This window comes from Williamsia sp. z71 (genome assembly GCF_059553375.1).
Genome location: NZ_JCANWX010000007.1, coordinates 263,662 through 279,508, shown reverse-complemented (window position 1 = coordinate 279,508; position 15,847 = coordinate 263,662). Strand labels below are relative to the sequence as shown.

Annotated in this window: 14 protein-coding genes; 10 read left to right on the top strand and 4 right to left on the bottom strand. The window is 65.6% G+C overall.

Annotated elements, in window-relative coordinates; genetic code table 11:
* Positions 1-66: 66 nt before the first annotated feature.
* On the top strand, positions 67-1,692 hold the full coding sequence (gene groL / locus AC51GR_RS18580) for a chaperonin GroEL (RefSeq protein ID WP_496326122.1): 1,626 nt from the start codon (positions 67-69) through the stop codon (positions 1,690-1,692).
* A gap of 210 nt (positions 1,693-1,902) precedes the next feature.
* Here the strand turns inward: groL and AC51GR_RS18575 are convergent, their stop codons facing one another.
* Entirely contained in the window at positions 1,903-2,199 is a 297-nt protein-coding gene (locus tag AC51GR_RS18575; protein WP_331884365.1) for a WhiB family transcriptional regulator, read from the bottom strand.
* 438 nt (positions 2,200-2,637) lie between these two features.
* On the opposite strand from AC51GR_RS18575, the gene AC51GR_RS18570 reads away from it, so the two are divergent.
* From AC51GR_RS18570 to AC51GR_RS18560, 3 genes are all read left to right on the top strand, one after another.
* Positions 2,638-3,486: a hypothetical protein gene (locus tag AC51GR_RS18570; RefSeq protein ID WP_496326121.1), complete on the top strand. Its 849-nt coding sequence runs from the start codon at positions 2,638-2,640 to the stop codon at positions 3,484-3,486.
* Between the two features lie 196 nt (positions 3,487-3,682).
* Complete coding sequence (locus tag AC51GR_RS18565; RefSeq protein ID WP_496326120.1) at positions 3,683-4,270, top strand: sigma-70 family RNA polymerase sigma factor; 588 nt, start codon at positions 3,683-3,685, stop codon at positions 4,268-4,270.
* Positions 4,254-5,189: an anti-sigma-D factor RsdA gene (locus AC51GR_RS18560; RefSeq protein ID WP_496326119.1), complete on the top strand. Its 936-nt coding sequence runs from the start codon at positions 4,254-4,256 to the stop codon at positions 5,187-5,189. The genes AC51GR_RS18565 and AC51GR_RS18560 overlap by 17 nt, the downstream gene beginning before the upstream one ends.
* An 81-nt stretch (positions 5,190-5,270) precedes the next feature.
* Here AC51GR_RS18560 and AC51GR_RS18555 read toward each other — a convergent pair whose 3' ends face one another.
* Positions 5,271-5,663 carry a DUF5319 family protein gene (locus AC51GR_RS18555; protein ID WP_482138344.1) on the bottom strand — a complete coding sequence of 131 codons (393 nt, stop codon included), beginning with the start codon at positions 5,661-5,663 and terminating at the stop codon, positions 5,271-5,273.
* 219 nt (positions 5,664-5,882) lie between these two features.
* Here AC51GR_RS18555 and guaB point away from each other — a divergent pair, with 219 nt between their 5' ends.
* The 4 genes from guaB (at position 5,883) to guaA (ending at position 12,194) form a co-directional block, all read left to right on the top strand.
* On the top strand, positions 5,883-7,415 hold the full coding sequence (guaB, locus tag AC51GR_RS18550; RefSeq protein WP_496326243.1) for an IMP dehydrogenase: 1,533 nt from the start codon (positions 5,883-5,885) through the stop codon (positions 7,413-7,415).
* A 99-nt stretch (positions 7,416-7,514) separates the two neighbouring features.
* Positions 7,515-8,657 (top strand): GuaB3 family IMP dehydrogenase-related protein, encoded by a 1,143-nt coding sequence (locus AC51GR_RS18545; RefSeq protein ID WP_496326118.1) that lies wholly within the window; start codon positions 7,515-7,517, stop codon positions 8,655-8,657.
* 138 nt (positions 8,658-8,795) lie between these two features.
* A complete protein-coding gene (locus tag AC51GR_RS18540) occupies positions 8,796-10,523 on the top strand; it encodes a GMC family oxidoreductase N-terminal domain-containing protein (RefSeq protein WP_496326242.1) in 1,728 nt (575 codons plus the stop codon).
* Between the two features lie 78 nt (positions 10,524-10,601).
* Positions 10,602-12,194 (top strand): glutamine-hydrolyzing GMP synthase, encoded by a 1,593-nt coding sequence (guaA, locus tag AC51GR_RS18535; protein ID WP_496326117.1) that lies wholly within the window; start codon positions 10,602-10,604, stop codon positions 12,192-12,194.
* Between the two features lie 33 nt (positions 12,195-12,227).
* Here guaA and AC51GR_RS18530 read toward each other — a convergent pair whose 3' ends face one another.
* Together AC51GR_RS18530 and AC51GR_RS18525 are read right to left on the bottom strand one after the other, a co-directional pair.
* Positions 12,228-12,446 carry a hypothetical protein gene (locus AC51GR_RS18530; RefSeq protein WP_496326116.1) on the bottom strand — a complete coding sequence of 73 codons (219 nt, stop codon included), beginning with the start codon at positions 12,444-12,446 and terminating at the stop codon, positions 12,228-12,230.
* Positions 12,439-13,785 (bottom strand): PspC domain-containing protein, encoded by a 1,347-nt coding sequence (locus tag AC51GR_RS18525; RefSeq protein ID WP_496326115.1) that lies wholly within the window; start codon positions 13,783-13,785, stop codon positions 12,439-12,441. The genes AC51GR_RS18530 and AC51GR_RS18525 overlap by 8 nt, the downstream gene beginning before the upstream one ends.
* Before the next feature lie 123 nt (positions 13,786-13,908).
* Between AC51GR_RS18525 and AC51GR_RS18520 the strand changes: the two genes are divergently transcribed.
* Together AC51GR_RS18520 and AC51GR_RS18515 are read left to right on the top strand one after the other, a co-directional pair.
* Positions 13,909-15,174, top strand: a complete 1,266-nt coding sequence (locus AC51GR_RS18520) for an ATP-binding protein (protein ID WP_496326114.1) — start codon at positions 13,909-13,911, stop codon at positions 15,172-15,174.
* Positions 15,174-15,845 (top strand): response regulator, encoded by a 672-nt coding sequence (locus tag AC51GR_RS18515; protein ID WP_496326113.1) that lies wholly within the window; start codon positions 15,174-15,176, stop codon positions 15,843-15,845. Before AC51GR_RS18520 ends, AC51GR_RS18515 begins: the two co-directional genes overlap by 1 nt.
* Positions 15,846-15,847 lie beyond the last annotated feature (2 nt).

Sequence of the window (15,847 nt, the reverse complement as noted above, 5' to 3'; positions counted from 1 at the left end):
GCGGGGTTGCCGGGGCGGTTCTGTTCTTGCGATCACCCCACTCACTTTCTAGGAGCCACAACACCCATGCCCAAGCAGATCGAATACAACGACGAGGCCCGGCGCTCGCTCGAACGCGGCGTCAATCAGCTCGCCGACGCGGTCAAGGTGACACTGGGACCCCGCGGTCGGCATGTGGTGCTGGCCAAGGCATTCGGCGGACCCAGCGTCACCAACGACGGCGTCACCATCGCCCGTGAGATCGACCTCGAAGACCCGTTCGAGAACCTCGGGGCACAGCTGGTCAAGTCGGTTGCGACGAAGACCAACGATGTCGCCGGTGACGGCACCACCACCGCAACCGTTCTCGCACAGGCCATCGTCAAGGCCGGCCTGCGCAACGTTGCCGCCGGCGCCAACCCGATCGAACTCGGAACCGGTATCAGCAAGGCGGCCGATGCGTTGTCCGAGGCCTTGATCGCCGCCGCGACCCCGGTCGAGGGTGCCGCAGCCATCGCCCAGGTCGCCACGGTCTCTTCGCGTGACGAAGAGGTCGGCGAGATGGTCGGCCGCGCGATGGAGCGCGTCGGTGTCGATGGTGTGGTCACCGTCGAGGAGAGCTCGGGCCTGATCACCGATCTGGAGGTCACCGAAGGCGTCCAGTTCGACAAGGGCTACCTGTCGCCGTACTTCGTCACCGACATCGACAGCCAGGAAGCCGTCCTCGAGGACGCACTGGTTCTGATCTACCGCGACAAGATCAGCTCCCTGCCGGACTTCCTGCCGTTGCTGGAGAAGATCGCCGAGTCCGGCAAGCCGGTCCTGATCCTCGCCGAGGACGTCGAGGGCGAACCGCTGTCGACCCTGGTCGTGAACTCGATCCGCAAGACCCTCCGCGCGGTTGCGGTCAAGGCACCGTTCTTCGGTGACCGCCGCAAGGCCTTCCTCGAGGACCTGGCGGTTGTCACCGACGGCACCGTGATCACCTCGGACATCGGCATCACCCTCGCCGACGCCGGCCTCGACCTGCTCGGCAGTGCCCGCCGGATTGTCGTCACCAAGGACTCGACGACCATCGTCGACGGTGCCGGCACCACCGAGGCCATCGCCAACCGGGCTGATCAGCTTCGTCGTGAGATCGAGGCCAGTGATTCGGACTGGGATCGGGAGAAGCTCGCCGAGCGGCTGGCCAAGCTGGCCGGCGGCATCGCCGTCATCCGGGTCGGCGCAGCCACCGAGACCGCACTCAAGGAGCGCAAGCACCGGGTCGAGGATGCGGTCGCCGCGGCCAAGGCCGCCGTCGAAGAGGGCATCGTCCCCGGCGGCGGGTCTGCCATCGTGCAGGCCTCCGCAGCTGTTCTCGACGATCTCGCCGCGAGCCTGACCGGCGATGAGGCACTTGGTGTCCGGGTGGTCCAGCAGGCTGCTTCGGCTCCGTTGTTCTGGATTGCCACCAATGCCGGCGCCGACGGCGCCGTGGTGGCCGCCAAGGTTGCCGAGCTGCCTCGCGGACACGGCTTCAACGCCGGCACCCTGACCTACGGCGACCTGCTCGCCGACGGTGTCGTGGATCCGGTGAAGGTGACCCGTTCGGCCATCGTCAACGCCGCATCCGTGGCGCGGATGGTGCTGACCACCGAGGGCACGGTCACCGAGAAGCCTGCCGATGAGCCCGCCGGCGACGGACACGGGCATCACGGACACGCTCACTGATTCGTGACTCGGGGGACGTTTCGGAGTCCCTGACAAAACAAACGGTGCCCCGGCGAGATTTCGCCGGGGCACCGTTTGTTTGTCATCGGTTCAGTCGATTCTTGTTGTGGCTGAAAAATCAGATCGGTGCCAATTGTCTTCACACTGATTTGAAGTATCCGACATCAAGAATTCGAGTGGGGAGTCGCTCGGGGGTAGATGGTGCGTGGTTCAGCTCGCGATGCGCCGGCCGACGCCGCGCTTCATCAAGATCCCACGCTCGGACTCCGACAAACCGCCCCAGATGCCGTACGGCTCCGCCACGGCCAGTGCATGTTCACGGCAGTGTGCAACCACCGGGCACTGGTGGCAGAGTTCTTTCGCCCGACGCTCACGTTGGGCCCGGGCTCGACCACGCTCGCCGTCGGGATGGAAGAACATGGATGAGTCGATTCCGCGGCACAAGCCCTTCATCTGCCAATCCCAGATGTCGGCGTTGGGTCCTGGGAGGTGGTTTGGTTGAGGCATCTGCGTGCTCCTCTTTGACGTGCCTTAGCGGCTTAATTGTGAGCTATTTGAAACCGATTCGACGTTTTTCCTCGTCGTCTTGCACACCGTATGCAAATGGGTGAAATGGAGTCAATAGCCCGATAAATGGGGCTATGGCGGAGAAAAGTTAGACCGGTGTTAACCATTCGTTTATTGACTGAGAGTCAGTCACCATGTCGATGAGGTGTGGCCGGGGAAGTGGTTTGGCGGCCATCGCCGCAGTTCACGGCCCTGGATCGGATGCCGGTGAGGATGTGGCGGTTTGAAAGCCGTTCGTTACGACGGCGCGCCGGTACTGTGCCGATTAACATATCGGAAACAATCTCGCCATCTCCCGTTGACGAACCCTCGGCGTTTCGGCTGATGCAGGTACGTTAAATCTGCGCTAATTCGAAGTTCGCCGAGTCCTGGAGAGCGATGCAGATCACATTACCCGCTATTGCGTTCGGCGGCAGCGCGAGCGTGCAAGAGATTCCACCGGCGGATGGGGCATGGTCACGATGGTTGCGGGCAGTCGCTCTCGGCGGTCAAGGGTTCTATGCCGCTGCGGCAGTGGAGTTGCGGCGCATCGAGGTCGGCGGCGGTTCTGCGGTGCTCCGGTCGCTGGCCGCGAGTACGAGGGCCGCTCATCTGCGGCAGGGTGGGCGGCACCATCGCGCCGCAGATCACGACGGCCTCGCTCTCCATATTGTCGGCCCGGCAGATCTGGGTGATGCCCGATCGTCGACAGCGGTCTGTGATGCGCTGACCGGGCTGGCGGCCGATGACCTCGGACGAGGCATGTTCTCGGCCGCGGACCGTCTTCTCGGACGCGTGGAACAGATACTCGGCGATCGCGACATGATGCCCGGTGGTGACGATGAAGATTGGATCTGGGGCCCGCGGCCGGAATTGCGGTGGCGCTGGGTACGGGCTGAGCTGGCGATGTACACCGCGGACCCGGCCTCGGCGTCCGAACACGCTGCGGCAGCTGAGGAGATCGCACTCGCGGGTCCGTCGTTACGTCATAAGATCAAGACCGATTTGATCTGCGCGGCCGCTGCGGCATCGGGCGGGGATATGGGGGTCGCCGGCGATCGCGCCTTGCGGGTGGCCGACGCGGCAGCGATGGCCCGGCAACCACCGCTGGAATGGGCCGCGGCAAAATTGCTGGAGGGTATCGGGGCGGGGGAGCACTGGGCGGGACGATCCGAGCGACTGGGCTCTCTGCTCGCCGAACGGGGTGGGGAGATGGGTCGACGTCACCGGCGCGATGCCGACGGCTGACTAAGCTGGCAATTCATATGGATCAAGCAGACGGGGGCGACCTCCGGGGTATATGAACGGGGGGCGACCCCCGGGCGACTGTCGGGGGGTGATTTCCTCGGATCAGCGGGGGAATCGTTCCCGGTGGTCCGCGGGGGGTTCGTCCTCGCGTGGACACGGACATTCGGCGAAAGTAACGCGGAGACTTCAACGAGCGATGATTTTTACAGGTGACGAGTTGGACCGGGCGGTCACTGCGGCGACGCAGGGCGATCGGTCAGCTCTCTCCGACGTTTTAGAGAGTGTCCGTCCCATGGTTGTGCGTTATTGCAGGGCCCGGGTCGGAGGCGGTGAGCGGCATTCGCTCTCTGCCGACGACGTTGCGCAGGAGGTCTGTATGGCCGTCATGACCGCGTTGCCCAGGTATCAGGACCAGGGCAGGCCGTTCATGGCGTTTGTGTACGGCATCGCCGCGCACAAAGTCGCGGACGCGCACCGGGCAGCCGGCCGGAACAAGTCCGAACCGGTCGACGAGTTGCCCGAACAGATGGCCACCGACGGTGGCCCGGAACAACAGGCCCTCGATTCCGATGCCGGTCGGCGGATGAACGCGCTGCTGACCACACTCCCGGAGAAGCAGCGGGAGGTCCTGGTACTGCGAGTGGTGGTCGGGCTGTCTGCGGAAGAGACGGCCGCCGCCATCGGCAGTACCGCGGGCGCGGTGCGGGTGGCCCAGCACCGGGCGCTCGCAAAATTGAAGAAAGAGATCTTGAAAGGTGGTGAGGGTAGTGTCCAAAAAGCGTGATCGTCGGGTCGGTGGTGTCAACAAGGGACCCGCAGACATGCCCTCGCGGGATGATGCAGTGCTGGACGAAGACTCGATCCCGGTCGATCTCGGTGCTGTCCGCGCCGACGACGAGTTCATCGAGGCGCTGCAGTCGAAGCCGATCGTCCCGACCCGAACCCAGGTCGACTACGAGCTGGCCGGACTCCTCTCCACCTGGCGCGACGACGTGCTGGCCCAGCCGATCGGGCACAGACCCACGCTCGAAGACGTCGAGGCCGGTATCGCCGCGGCCGCACGACGCCATGACTCCCACCGACGTTCCTTCCGTATCGTCCGTTACGCCGGCGGTGCGGCGGCGGCCTTCGCCCTGATCTTCGGTGGCATGAGCGCAGTTGCGCACAACGCCGCACCCGGTGACCCGTTGTGGGGCGTCAAAGAGGTCATGTTCGGCGCCGACGCGTCATCCACACTGGCCATGGCGGATGTCGAGGCAAAGATCGAGCACGCCGCCGAAGCATTCGTGGCCGGCGACAAGGTGGCCGCGAAGAAGTACCTCGACTCCGCGGAGTCTCTGCTCCATGACGTGCGTGATGCCGGTGACCGAGCGTCCCTGGAACGCAAGATCGACAAGATGCGCGGCCTGTTGGGTGAGCCCGCCTCGAACTCGTCGACCTCGCGGGCAGAATCGGGATCAACCGACTCCAGTTCGTTGGAGGTGCCGTTGACGGTCCTGCCCATCACGCCGACGGAAACGGTGACGGTGCCGCAGGAGACGGTGACGGTCACACCGTCGGAGACCGTTCCGACCGAGCCGCCGCCGTCGTCGTCGGAGACGGAACCACCGCCCACGATTGTCAGTGAACCGCAGAGTTCAGAGCCCCCGCCGCCGGTGAGTACTCCCAGCAGCGAGGTGCCGGTGGTTCCTCCGGGCTCATGACGACCGAAAACTGCTGGTGATCAGTTGATCACCAGCAGTTGGGTTCGGTCCGTTCCGCGCGTTTAAGTCGGCGCGGGGGAGTCAGTCGTCTTCGCGGACGTGCATCATCGCGTCGGCGTATCCACGGCAGTAGTCCCAGGTCACATACGCCTCCGGTGACGGATCGACGGCCGGTTCGTGCGGTCGCACGGTTCCCTCGACGAGGAGCTGCAGCAGATTCGCTCGAAGCATGTCCCAGTCGTGGTAGTGGTCGAGCTGGCAGTCGTCGCAGATCACCACAAGGCCGCGGACACCGCGACGGTTGAGTAGTGCCTCATAGACGGCGAGGTCGGCAAGGTCTTCCTCGATCGCCATCCGCTCACCTGCGTCCAGGGGTTCTCCGGGAGGGGCCGCATCAAGGGCTGCCGATGGGTCCCCTCGGGGATCGTCGGCAAAAGGATCCGGTGGCAGGCCCGGTGGCAAATGGTCTCGCACCTTGACCACGGTAGTCAGCCGCACCCCACCAGCGCCACTCTGCGGCCGGGGTGGCGGAAAGTTTCCGTTGCGCGGATGACATCGCGACGGCGATATCGCGGTGTGATGGGCCGCTCTGCTGCCGTGGCAGGGGTTGCACTTTCGAGCAGATAGGATAGGGGCATTCAAATGACTGTGCTGTCCCACGACGATGGCCCGACCGGAATGAGCGTGCCCGGAATGAACAATCAGATAGCCGGCCCAGCCCACGTGTGGACCGGTGGTGACGATCCGAACAAGGTGGCCATGCTCGGCCTCACCTTCGACGACGTTCTGCTGCTTCCAGCTGCCTCTGATGTCATTCCGAGTGACGTCGACACGTCGACGCAACTGACCAGGGAGATCACCCTGCGGGTTCCGCTGGTGAGCTCGGCGATGGACACCGTGACCGAGTCGCGCATGGCGATCGCGATGGCCCGTGCCGGTGGCATGGGCGTCCTGCACCGCAACTTGTCGATCGACGCGCAGGCAGGTCAGGTCGAGACCGTCAAACGGTCCGAGGCCGGCATGGTGACCAATCCGGTCACCTGCAGTCCCACCGCCACGCTGGCGGAGGTCGACGCGATGTGTGCCCGGTACCGGATCTCCGGTCTGCCGGTCACCGACGAGGCCGGCGAACTGGTCGGCATCATCACCAACCGGGACATGCGGTTCGAGGTCGACCAGAATCGCCCGGTCGCCGAGGTCATGACCAAGGCGCCGTTGATCACCGCGCAGGAAGGCGTCTCTGCAGAGGCCGCGCTCGGACTCCTGCGGCGGCACAAGATCGAGAAGCTGCCCATCGTCGACGGCCATGGACGGCTCACCGGTCTGATCACCGTCAAAGACTTCGTCAAGACCGATCAGCACCCCCTCGCCACCAAGGACGCCGACGGCCGCCTGCTCGTCGGAGCCGCAGTCGGTACCGGTGGCGATCAGTGGACCCGCGCGATGGCCTTGGCCGACGCCGGTGTCGATGTGATCATCGTGGACACCGCCCATGCCCACAATCGCCTGGTGCTGGAGATGGTCAGCAAGCTCAAGGCCGAGATCGGTTCCCGCGTCCAGATCGTCGGCGGCAACGTCGCCACCCGCGCCGCGGCCCAGGCGCTCGTGGATGCCGGCGCCGACGCCGTCAAGGTCGGTGTCGGACCCGGATCGATCTGCACCACCCGTGTCGTCGCCGGAGTCGGTGCCCCGCAGATCACCGCCGTCATGGAGGCCGTCGCGGTGTGCAAGCCGGCCGGGGTCCCGGTGATCGCCGACGGCGGTCTGCAGTTCTCGGGTGACATCGCCAAGGCGCTGGCCGCCGGCGCCTCCACCGCGATGCTGGGATCGCTGCTCGCGGGGACCGCAGAGTCCCCCGGCGAGCTGATCCTGGTCGGTGGCAAGCAGTTCAAGAGCTACCGGGGCATGGGTTCGCTGGGTGCGATGCAGGGCCGCGGTCAGGCCAAGTCGTACTCGAAGGACCGCTACTTCCAGGACGACGTGTTGTCGGAGGAGAAGCTGGTGCCCGAGGGCATCGAAGGGCGGGTTCCGTTCCGCGGACCGTTGTCCCAGGTGATCCATCAACTCGGTGGCGGCCTGCGGGCGGCCATGGGTTACACCGGGTCCAGCTCGATCGCCGAGCTGCAGAATGCCCAGTTCGTGCAGATCACCGCGGCCGGCCTGAAAGAAAGCCATCCGCACGACATCACCATGACCGTCGAGGCACCCAACTACACTTCCCGATGAAAACCCGGTCGGCGATGAGCCGGCCATCCGGGGAGCGGTCAAATCAGCTGGTCGGCATCACGACTGTGTGATGCGCAGCGGCAACGAAAGGCACAACACGTGCGCGATCATGTGGACATCGGCATGGGCAGAACTGCCCGTCGGACATTCGAACTCGGTGACATCAACATAGTTCCGTCCCGCCGAACCCGTTCGTCCAAGGAAGTGTCGACCGCCTGGCAGCTCGATGCATACCGTTTCGACACGCCGATCCTGAGTCATCCGACGGACGCGCTGGTGTCGCCGCAGGCGGCCATCGAGCTCGGCCGTCTCGGCGGGCTCGGTGTGCTCAACGGTGAAGGCCTGTGGGCGCGGCATCGCGACGTCGAAGACAAGATCGCGCAGGTCGTGGAGATCGCGGAGAACGAGATCGATCCGTCGGCCGCGGTGCGCAAGCTGCAGGAACTGCATGCCGCCCCGATCGATCGTGACCTGCTGGGCGCGGCGGTCAAGACGATCCGCGACGCCGGTGTGACCACCGCGGTTCGGGTCAGTCCACAGAATGCTGCCGAGTTGACCCCGGTGCTGGTGGCGGCCGGTGTCGAGTTGCTGGTCATCCACGGCACGATCATCTCTGCAGAGCATGTCTCACAAGAGGATTCGGCGCCCCTGAACCTCAAGACGTTCATCGCCGAGCTCGATGTCCCGGTGATCGCCGGCGGTGTGCACGACCACCGCACCGCGCTGCACCTGATGCGGACCGGTGCGGCCGCGGTCATCGTCGGGTACGGATCGACGATGGGCTCGACCACCACCAGTGAAGTGCTGGGCATGGGTGTGCCGATGGCGACGGCGATCGCCGACGCCGCGGCCGCACGACGCGAGTACCTCGACGAAACGGGCGGACGCTACGTCCACGTCATCGCCGACGGCGACATCAACACCTCCGGTGAGCTCGCGAAGGCGATTGCCTGTGGCGCCGACGCCGCGGTTCTGGGCAGTCCGCTGGCCGCGGCCGCCGAGGCGCCCGGTCGTGGGTACTACTGGCCGGCGGCGGCGGCGCATCCGTCGATGCCGCGTGGTGCGCTCCTGCCGGTTGCTTCGGACGAAGATCGTCCATCCCTGGAGACCGTCCTTCACGGTCCCACGGACGATCCGTTCGGTCATCTGAACATCGTTGGCGCACTTCGTCGTTCCATGGCAAAGTCCGGTTACTCGACTCTCAAGGAGTTCCAGAAGGTCGGGCTCTCGGTCTGCGACTGAGGGCCGGGTCCGGCCGCGGGGCGAGTCACCGACCGGCGCTATGTGACAAGGTACGATGTCACGGTGTCTGTATCACGCGGTAACGGTTACTCGCAGCCCGAGAAGTCCGACGCCCGCGGCGACCTCGATTTCGATGTACTGATCATCGGCTCGGGGTTCGGCGGGAGCGTCAGTGCATTGCGGCTGGTCGAGAAAGGCTACAAGGTCGGCGTCGTCGAGGCCGGACGTCGTTTTTCCGACGAGCAGTTCGCCAAGACGAGCTGGCGACTCCACAAATGGCTGTGGGCCCCCAAGTTCGGCATGTTCGGTATCCAGCGGATCCACCTGCTCAAAGACGTGATGATCCTGGCCGGCGCCGGGGTCGGTGGCGGATCACTGAACTACGCGAACACGCTCTACAAGCCGCCATCGCCGTTCTTCGCCGATCCGCAGTGGGCGCACATCACCGATTGGGAGAGTGAACTCTCGCCCTATTACGAGCAGGCCCGTCGCATGCTCGGTGTGGTGACCACCCCGATCGAGACCCATGCCGACCGGGTGATGCGCAAGGTCGCCGAGGACATGGGGGTCGCCGACACGTTCGGTCCCACGCCCGTCGGTGTGTTCTTCGGTGAAAAGTCCGGTGGTACCGGGCTTCCCGGTGAAGACGTGGCAGATCCCTACTTCGGTGGAGTCGGTCCGGACCGGACCGTGTGCACCGAATGCGGTGCTTGTATGACCGGTTGCCGGGTGGGCGCGAAGAATACTTTGCTCAAGAACTATCTGGGTCTGGCCGAATCCCACGGCGCGACGATCATCGACCGCACCACGGTGACCGGCCTGCGGGAACGGGCCGAGGGCGGGTGGACGGTCCAGACCAGTCGCTCGGCCGCGTGGGGCCGGCTGGGTGCGCGCCGCCGGACCCTGACCGCGGGTCAGGTCATCGTCGCCGCCGGTACGTTCAACACGCAGAAGATCATGCATCTGAACAAGAACAGCGGTGCGCTGCCGAACGTGTCGGACGCGCTCGGCCTGCTGACCCGGACCAACTCCGAGTCGATCCTGGGTGCGATGCGTCGCAAGTACGATCCGGCACAGGACTTCTCGGAGGGCATCGCGATCACCTCGTCCTTCCATCCGGCGCCGGACACACATGTCGAGCCGGTGCGGTATGGCAAGGGCTCCAACGCGATTGCGCTGCTGCAGACCATGTTGACCGACGGGGAGCCGGGACGTTCGCGGCGTCTGAAGCTCATCGACAAGGTGCGTGAGGAAGGGCTGGGCAGCCTGATCCAGTTGTTCAAGTTGCGGCACTGGAGTCAGCGGACGGTCATCCTGCTGGTGATGCAGAACCGGAACAATTCGCTCACCACGTTCGTGCAGAAGTTCGGCCCGTGGCGTTTCGTGAACAGCAGGCAGGGCCACGGTGAACCCAATCCGACGTGGATCCCGGCCGGTAACGAGGCCACCGAACGTGCCGCGTCGCAGTTCGAGGACGGTCTGGCGGGCGGAACCTGGGGCGACGTGTTCAACATGCCGCTGACCGCACACTATCTGGGTGGGTGTGTCATATCTGACAGTCCCGACAGTGGTGTGGTCGATCCGTATCACCGGGTGTGGAACTACCCGACACTGCACATCACCGACGGGGCGGCCATCTCGGCGAATCTTGGGGTGAACCCGTCGTTGTCGATCTGCGCACAGGCCGAGCGGGCGGTTGCGTTGTGGCCCAACAAGGGTGAGCCGGATATGCGGCCGGAGCAGGGGCAGCCCTATGCCCGGATCGCGCCCACCCGGCCCAACTCTCCGGTGGTTCCCGAGGGTGCTCCCGGAGCGTTGAGACTGCCACTGACGGTGGTGCCCAGGCCGGCGGCGGCCGGTGCATGAGTGTGTTCTCGCGCTCTTTGTGCTGCCGATCGTCTCCCCAGGGGCAGGTCACCCCATCGACGCGTTTAGACTGAACCGGTGGTAGACAGCGTAGATACAGGTGTGCAAGCAGCGGCTCCGCGACCGGTGCTGGTGGTCGATTTCGGCGCCCAGTACGCGCAGCTGATCGCTCGGCGGGTCCGTGAGGCCCGGATCTATTCAGAGGTGATCCCGCATACTGCGAGCCTCGATGAGATCAGGGCGAAAGAACCTGTGGCACTCATACTTTCCGGCGGTCCCGCGTCGGTGTACGCCGAAGACGCGCCGGGGATCGACACCGGCCTGTTCGAACTCGGGATTCCCGTGCTCGGTATCTGCTACGGATACCAGGCGATGGCCAACGCGCTGGGCGGTGTGGTCGCCAACACCGGTGGGCGTGAGTTCGGCCGCACCACGATGAGCACCTCCGGAGGTGTCCTCCACGGGGGAACCCCGGATCAGCAGCCGGTCTGGATGAGTCACAACGACGCCGTTCAGGAGCCGCCGCCCGGATTCGTCGTCACCGCGTCGACACCCGGTGCGCCGGTTGCCGCCTTTGAATGTGTCGAGCGCCAGATGGCCGGTGTCCAGTACCACCCCGAGGTCATGCACACGCCCCACGGGCAGCACGTGCTCACCCGATTCCTGTACGAGGTCGCCGACCTGGAACCGACCTGGACCGCATCGAACATCGCCGACGCCCTGGTGGAGCAGGTCCGCAAGCAGATCGGCGACGGTCTGGCGATCTGCGGGCTGTCCGGTGGCGTCGACTCGGCCGTGGCCGCAGCACTGGTTCAGCGGGCTGTCGGTGACCGACTGACCTGTGTTTTCGTCGACCATGGGCTGTTGCGTGCCGGTGAGCGCGAGCAGGTCCAGCACGACTTCGTCGCCGCCACGGGCGCCCGGCTCGTCACGGTGGATGCCGAAGAGACCTTCCTCCGGGAACTCGCCGACGTCAGCGATCCCGAGACCAAGCGCAAGATCATCGGCCGGGAGTTCATCCGGTCGTTCGAGGGTGCGGTCAGTGATGTCCTCGGTGACCGTGCCGCGCAGGGTGACAAGGTCGAGTTCCTCGTGCAGGGGACGCTGTACCCGGACGTCGTCGAATCCGGCGGTGGCAGCGGTACCGCGAACATCAAGAGCCATCACAACGTCGGTGGACTGCCGGAAGACCTCGAGTTCAGTCTTGTCGAGCCGCTTCGCCTGCTGTTCAAGGACGAGGTCCGTGCGGTCGGCCGTGAGTTGGGTCTTCCCGAAGACATCGTTGCGCGCCAGCCCTTCCCGGGACCGGGACTGGCCATCCGCATCGTCGGTGCGGTCAACTCCGAGCGACTCGAGTTGCTCCGCAAGGCCGATCTGATCGCTCGTGAGGAACTGACCACAGCCGGTCTCGACAATCAGATCTGGCAGTGCCCGGTCGTGTTGCTCGCCGATGTCCGCAGCGTGGGCGTCCAGGGTGACGGCCGCACATACGGCCATCCGATCGTGTTGCGCCCGGTGTCGAGCGAAGACGCGATGACCGCCGACTGGACCCGTATCCCGTATGAGGTCCTCGAAATCATCTCGACTCGCATCACCAACGAGGTGCCCGAGGTGAATCGCGTGGTTCTCGACGTGACGAGCAAGCCGCCGGGCACCATCGAGTGGGAGTGATCGCCGAGTCCGGCCGCTGAACGGTTCGACCGTTCAGTCCACCGGTTCGGTGTCCTCGGTGTCGTGATGACGATTCTTGTCCGGGCATGCGCCGCTGAAGACCAGGGCGAGTCCGACGAAGACCGCGACGACCAGAGTGCTCCACAACGCGGTGCCCGAGTTGGTGATGTCCGGGCCGCCGAGGAGTCCCCAGGTCGCCAGCAGGAGGGCGCCGATACCGCTCAGGGCGAGTGTGGGAGAGAACTTATCCACGGGTGACCTCCACATGTCCCAGTGCTGCGCTCAGGTCGAGGGTCAGGACGGGCCCTTCGGTTCCGTCCTTGCCGCCGTCCAATCCGTCGGGGCACTTGACCTCACCGACGGCGACATCGCAGTTGGCCCGGACGTTCATGTCGTCCGGCGCGATGACCGTGAACTCCCCGGCCCCGACCTCGGCGGTCACGGTCTTGTCCTCGGTCAGTTCGATGTTCCGCAGATCAAGGGTGCCGTTGCCCATGGACAGGGAGTAGTTGTCGCGCAGGTCCGCGGTGGTCAGCGGCTTCCAGTCACGGTCACCGACCCCTCCGGACGGGAATTCGATGTCATTGATCAACGACGCGACCACGATGAAACCGGCGACCGGGATGGCGACGGTGATCAGCCCGAAGCCGCGTCGGCGGAATGCGCCGACCAACATCCCGACGGCGAGCACCAGCAATCCCACCGACGCAACCTTGGCCGGGCTGAGCCAGTCCACGGTGCTGGAGATGCCGGCGGTCACGGCGGTCGCGATGATCGCGAGGCCGAGCACGATCGGGGTGTAACGCGACGAGGGCTTCTGTTGGGGTTCCGGCGGGGCGGGTTCGGGCAGATCCCAGGCAAATGGCGCAACTCCCAACGGATCCCAGGACGGTGGTGACGACGGTGGAACATCGATGGCCGCGTTGTCGCCCACCGCGGCGGTGGTGTCATCGGGGGTGGTCGGTGGTTCGTCCTTGAGCCAGGCTCGCGGGGTCCAGCGCTGGAACTGGTCTGCCGGATCCGTGGCGCTGTCGGTGCCGGCACCGCTGTGCCACCACGAGCCGGGGGCAGTGACTGGTTGACCGTCGGGCCGTGCACCACCGGATCCTTGTCCGAGGGTGTCGGCGCTGGTCCCCGGCTGCGGGACCGGTGTCCGCTGATAGAGGAGCCACCAGCCCAGCAGCATGAGTGCCGTACCGGCCAGACCGCCGCCGCTCCACGCCAGATTGGGTTGCAGGACAAGGACAACGATCACCAGGACCACGATCGCGGCGACGGTGGGTGGATGTGATGAGGTGTGGCCCAGACCGTGCCACCGTCGCCCATGCTGCTGGGCGTTCGGTGGTGTGGTCGCCGAACCCTCGGGCAGGAGGATCCACGCGGCGATGTAGAGGACCAGTCCCGAACCGCCGAACAGGGCTGCGACGATGAACGCGACCTTGACCAGGGTCGGATCGACCTTGTAGCGGGCACCGATGCCGGCGCACACGCCGCCGATCGTGGAACCGGTGGTTGCCCGGGCCGGCCGGGTCTGCCACATCTTCAGAACCTGCTGTTGCAGGTCGTCGGTGCTCGGAGTGCTGGTACTCATGCTCCTATTCTGCGGAGACCGAGCTCGGCGCACCATCGGGATTCACCCTGATTTGCACCCTGTCCCGACATCTGGGGAATGTCCCCGATGTGGCCGGCGGCCCGGACATGTCAGTATCGACTGATGTCCACTGTTGTCCCACGCGTCCGCCGCCGTGACGGAGGCCGTGTCATCGGTGGAGTCGCCGGGGGCGTGGCCGATCATCTCGGCGTCGACGCATTTCGGGTGCGCGTGGTGTTCGTGGTGCTCAGTGCGCTGGCCGGCGCCGGGATCTGCGCCTACGGGCTGCTCTGGTTCATGTGTCCGCCGGGTACCGACACCGTGCCACCCACCAAGGCCGAACGCAGACAAGGGATCGGGCTGGCGATCGTCGGCGTCGTCGCGGTGGTGCTGGTCGGGTTCGTCGCCTCCGGTACCCCGGCACAGTTCCTGATCCCGCTGGTGGTCGTTGCCATCGGCGCATCACTGGTCTGGCGGGAACTCGACTCGAGCTGGCGGCCACGGTCGGCCTCGGCGCGGGCGCTCACCTGGACCCGGATCGCCGGTGGCGCAACGCTGGTGGTGATCGGACTGGTGGTGGTCGTGCTGGCCAGCAACAACATGATCGGCGGCTGGAGCACCATCGTGCTGGCGGTCGCGGCCACGGTGATGGGCGTGATGCTGCTGACCATCCCGCTGTGGTTACGGATGGCGCGCATGCTCGGAATGGAACGGGCCGCCCGGATTCGCAACATCGAACGTGAGGAAATCGCAGCGCACCTACATGATTCGGTTCTGCAGACGCTGGCGCTGATCCAGAAGCGTTCGGCCCATGCCGACGAGGTGCAGCGACTGGCCCGCAGCCAGGAGCGAGAACTGCGCAGCTATCTGTTCGGAGAGGTTGACAGACACGGTGATTCGCTGACCGCGGCCATCAAGTCCGTTGTCGCCGAGGTGGAGGACCACTACGGGGTGGAGGTCGAGGTGGTGACCGTCGGCGACGTCACTGCCGAAGATCCGGAATGGAGTACCGACACCCGTCGCTGGGCCGCGTTGATCGCCGCCACCCGGGAGGCCGTGGTGAACGCGGCCAAGCATTCCGGCCAACGATCGGTGGATGTCTACGCGGAGGTCGACGCCGGGCAGATCGTCGTCTACGTCCGTGACCGTGGGGTGGGTTTTGATCCCGGACAGGTGCCCGAAGATCGTCGCGGAGTGTCGGGTTCGATCAAGGGCCGGGTGATCCGGCACGGCGGTAGCGTTGACATCAAGTCGGCGCCGGGCAAAGGCGTCGACGTCCGGATGGCGATGCCGCGTGCCGAGCGCGGCGGTGAGCCGCCGGTGGACAACAGCGGCGAGACGCCGGGGGACAACAGCGGCGAGACGCCGGGGGATGGAGATCAGCAGTGATGACCGGGCAACGCGGACCGTACCGCGTGTTCTTGGTGGACGATCACGGCGTCTTCCGTTCGGGGGTCCGGGCCGAACTCGCCTCGGAGGTCGATGTCCAGGTGGTCGGTGAGGCGGGGTCGGTGCCGGATGCCATTGCCGGGATCCTGCAATCGACACCGGACGTGGTGTTGCTCGACGTCCACATGCCGGCCGGTGGGGGGATCGCGGTCCTGCGGGGTGTTGCCGACGCCGCCCCGAACAATCCGCCGGTGTTCTTGGCGCTCAGCGTTTCTGACGCCGCAGAAGATGTGATCGCCACCATCCGTGCCGGTGCCCGCGGCTATGTCACCAAGACCATCGACGGTGCGGAGTTGGCCGAGTCGGTGCGGCGGGTGGCAGACGGTGATGCGGTGTTCAGCCCACGTCTGGCCGGGTTTGTGCTCGATTCGTTCACCGGTCGTTCGCCGGTACCGGAACCACAACTCGATCCCGAACTCGATTCGCTGACGCCCCGGGAGATGGAGGTGCTGCGGCTACTGGCCCGCGGCTTCACCTATCGCGAGATCGCCGAGGACCTGGTGATCTCGATCAAGACCGTGGAGACGCATGCCTCGAATGTGCTGCGCAAGACCCAGCAGTCCAACCGCAACGCCCTCACCCGCTGGGCCGTGAACCGGCACATCCACTGACG

What these genes read in the sequence shown, in the direction of transcription:
- groL (WP_496326122.1), top strand. Translation starts at nt 67, where the DNA reads ATGCCCAAGCAGATCGAATACAACGACGAGGCCCGGCGCTCGCTCGAA.
- AC51GR_RS18575 (WP_331884365.1), bottom strand. Translation starts at nt 2,199, where the DNA reads ATGCCTCAACCAAACCACCTCCCAGGACCCAACGCCGACATCTGGGAT.
- AC51GR_RS18570 (WP_496326121.1), top strand. Translation starts at nt 2,638, where the DNA reads ATGCAGATCACATTACCCGCTATTGCGTTCGGCGGCAGCGCGAGCGTG.
- AC51GR_RS18565 (WP_496326120.1), top strand. Translation starts at nt 3,683, where the DNA reads ATGATTTTTACAGGTGACGAGTTGGACCGGGCGGTCACTGCGGCGACG.
- guaB (WP_496326243.1), top strand. Translation starts at nt 5,883, where the DNA reads ATGAACAATCAGATAGCCGGCCCAGCCCACGTGTGGACCGGTGGTGAC.
- AC51GR_RS18525 (WP_496326115.1), bottom strand. Translation starts at nt 13,785, where the DNA reads ATGAGTACCAGCACTCCGAGCACCGACGACCTGCAACAGCAGGTTCTG.
- AC51GR_RS18520 (WP_496326114.1), top strand. Translation starts at nt 13,909, where the DNA reads ATGTCCACTGTTGTCCCACGCGTCCGCCGCCGTGACGGAGGCCGTGTC.
- AC51GR_RS18515 (WP_496326113.1), top strand. Translation starts at nt 15,174, where the DNA reads ATGACCGGGCAACGCGGACCGTACCGCGTGTTCTTGGTGGACGATCAC.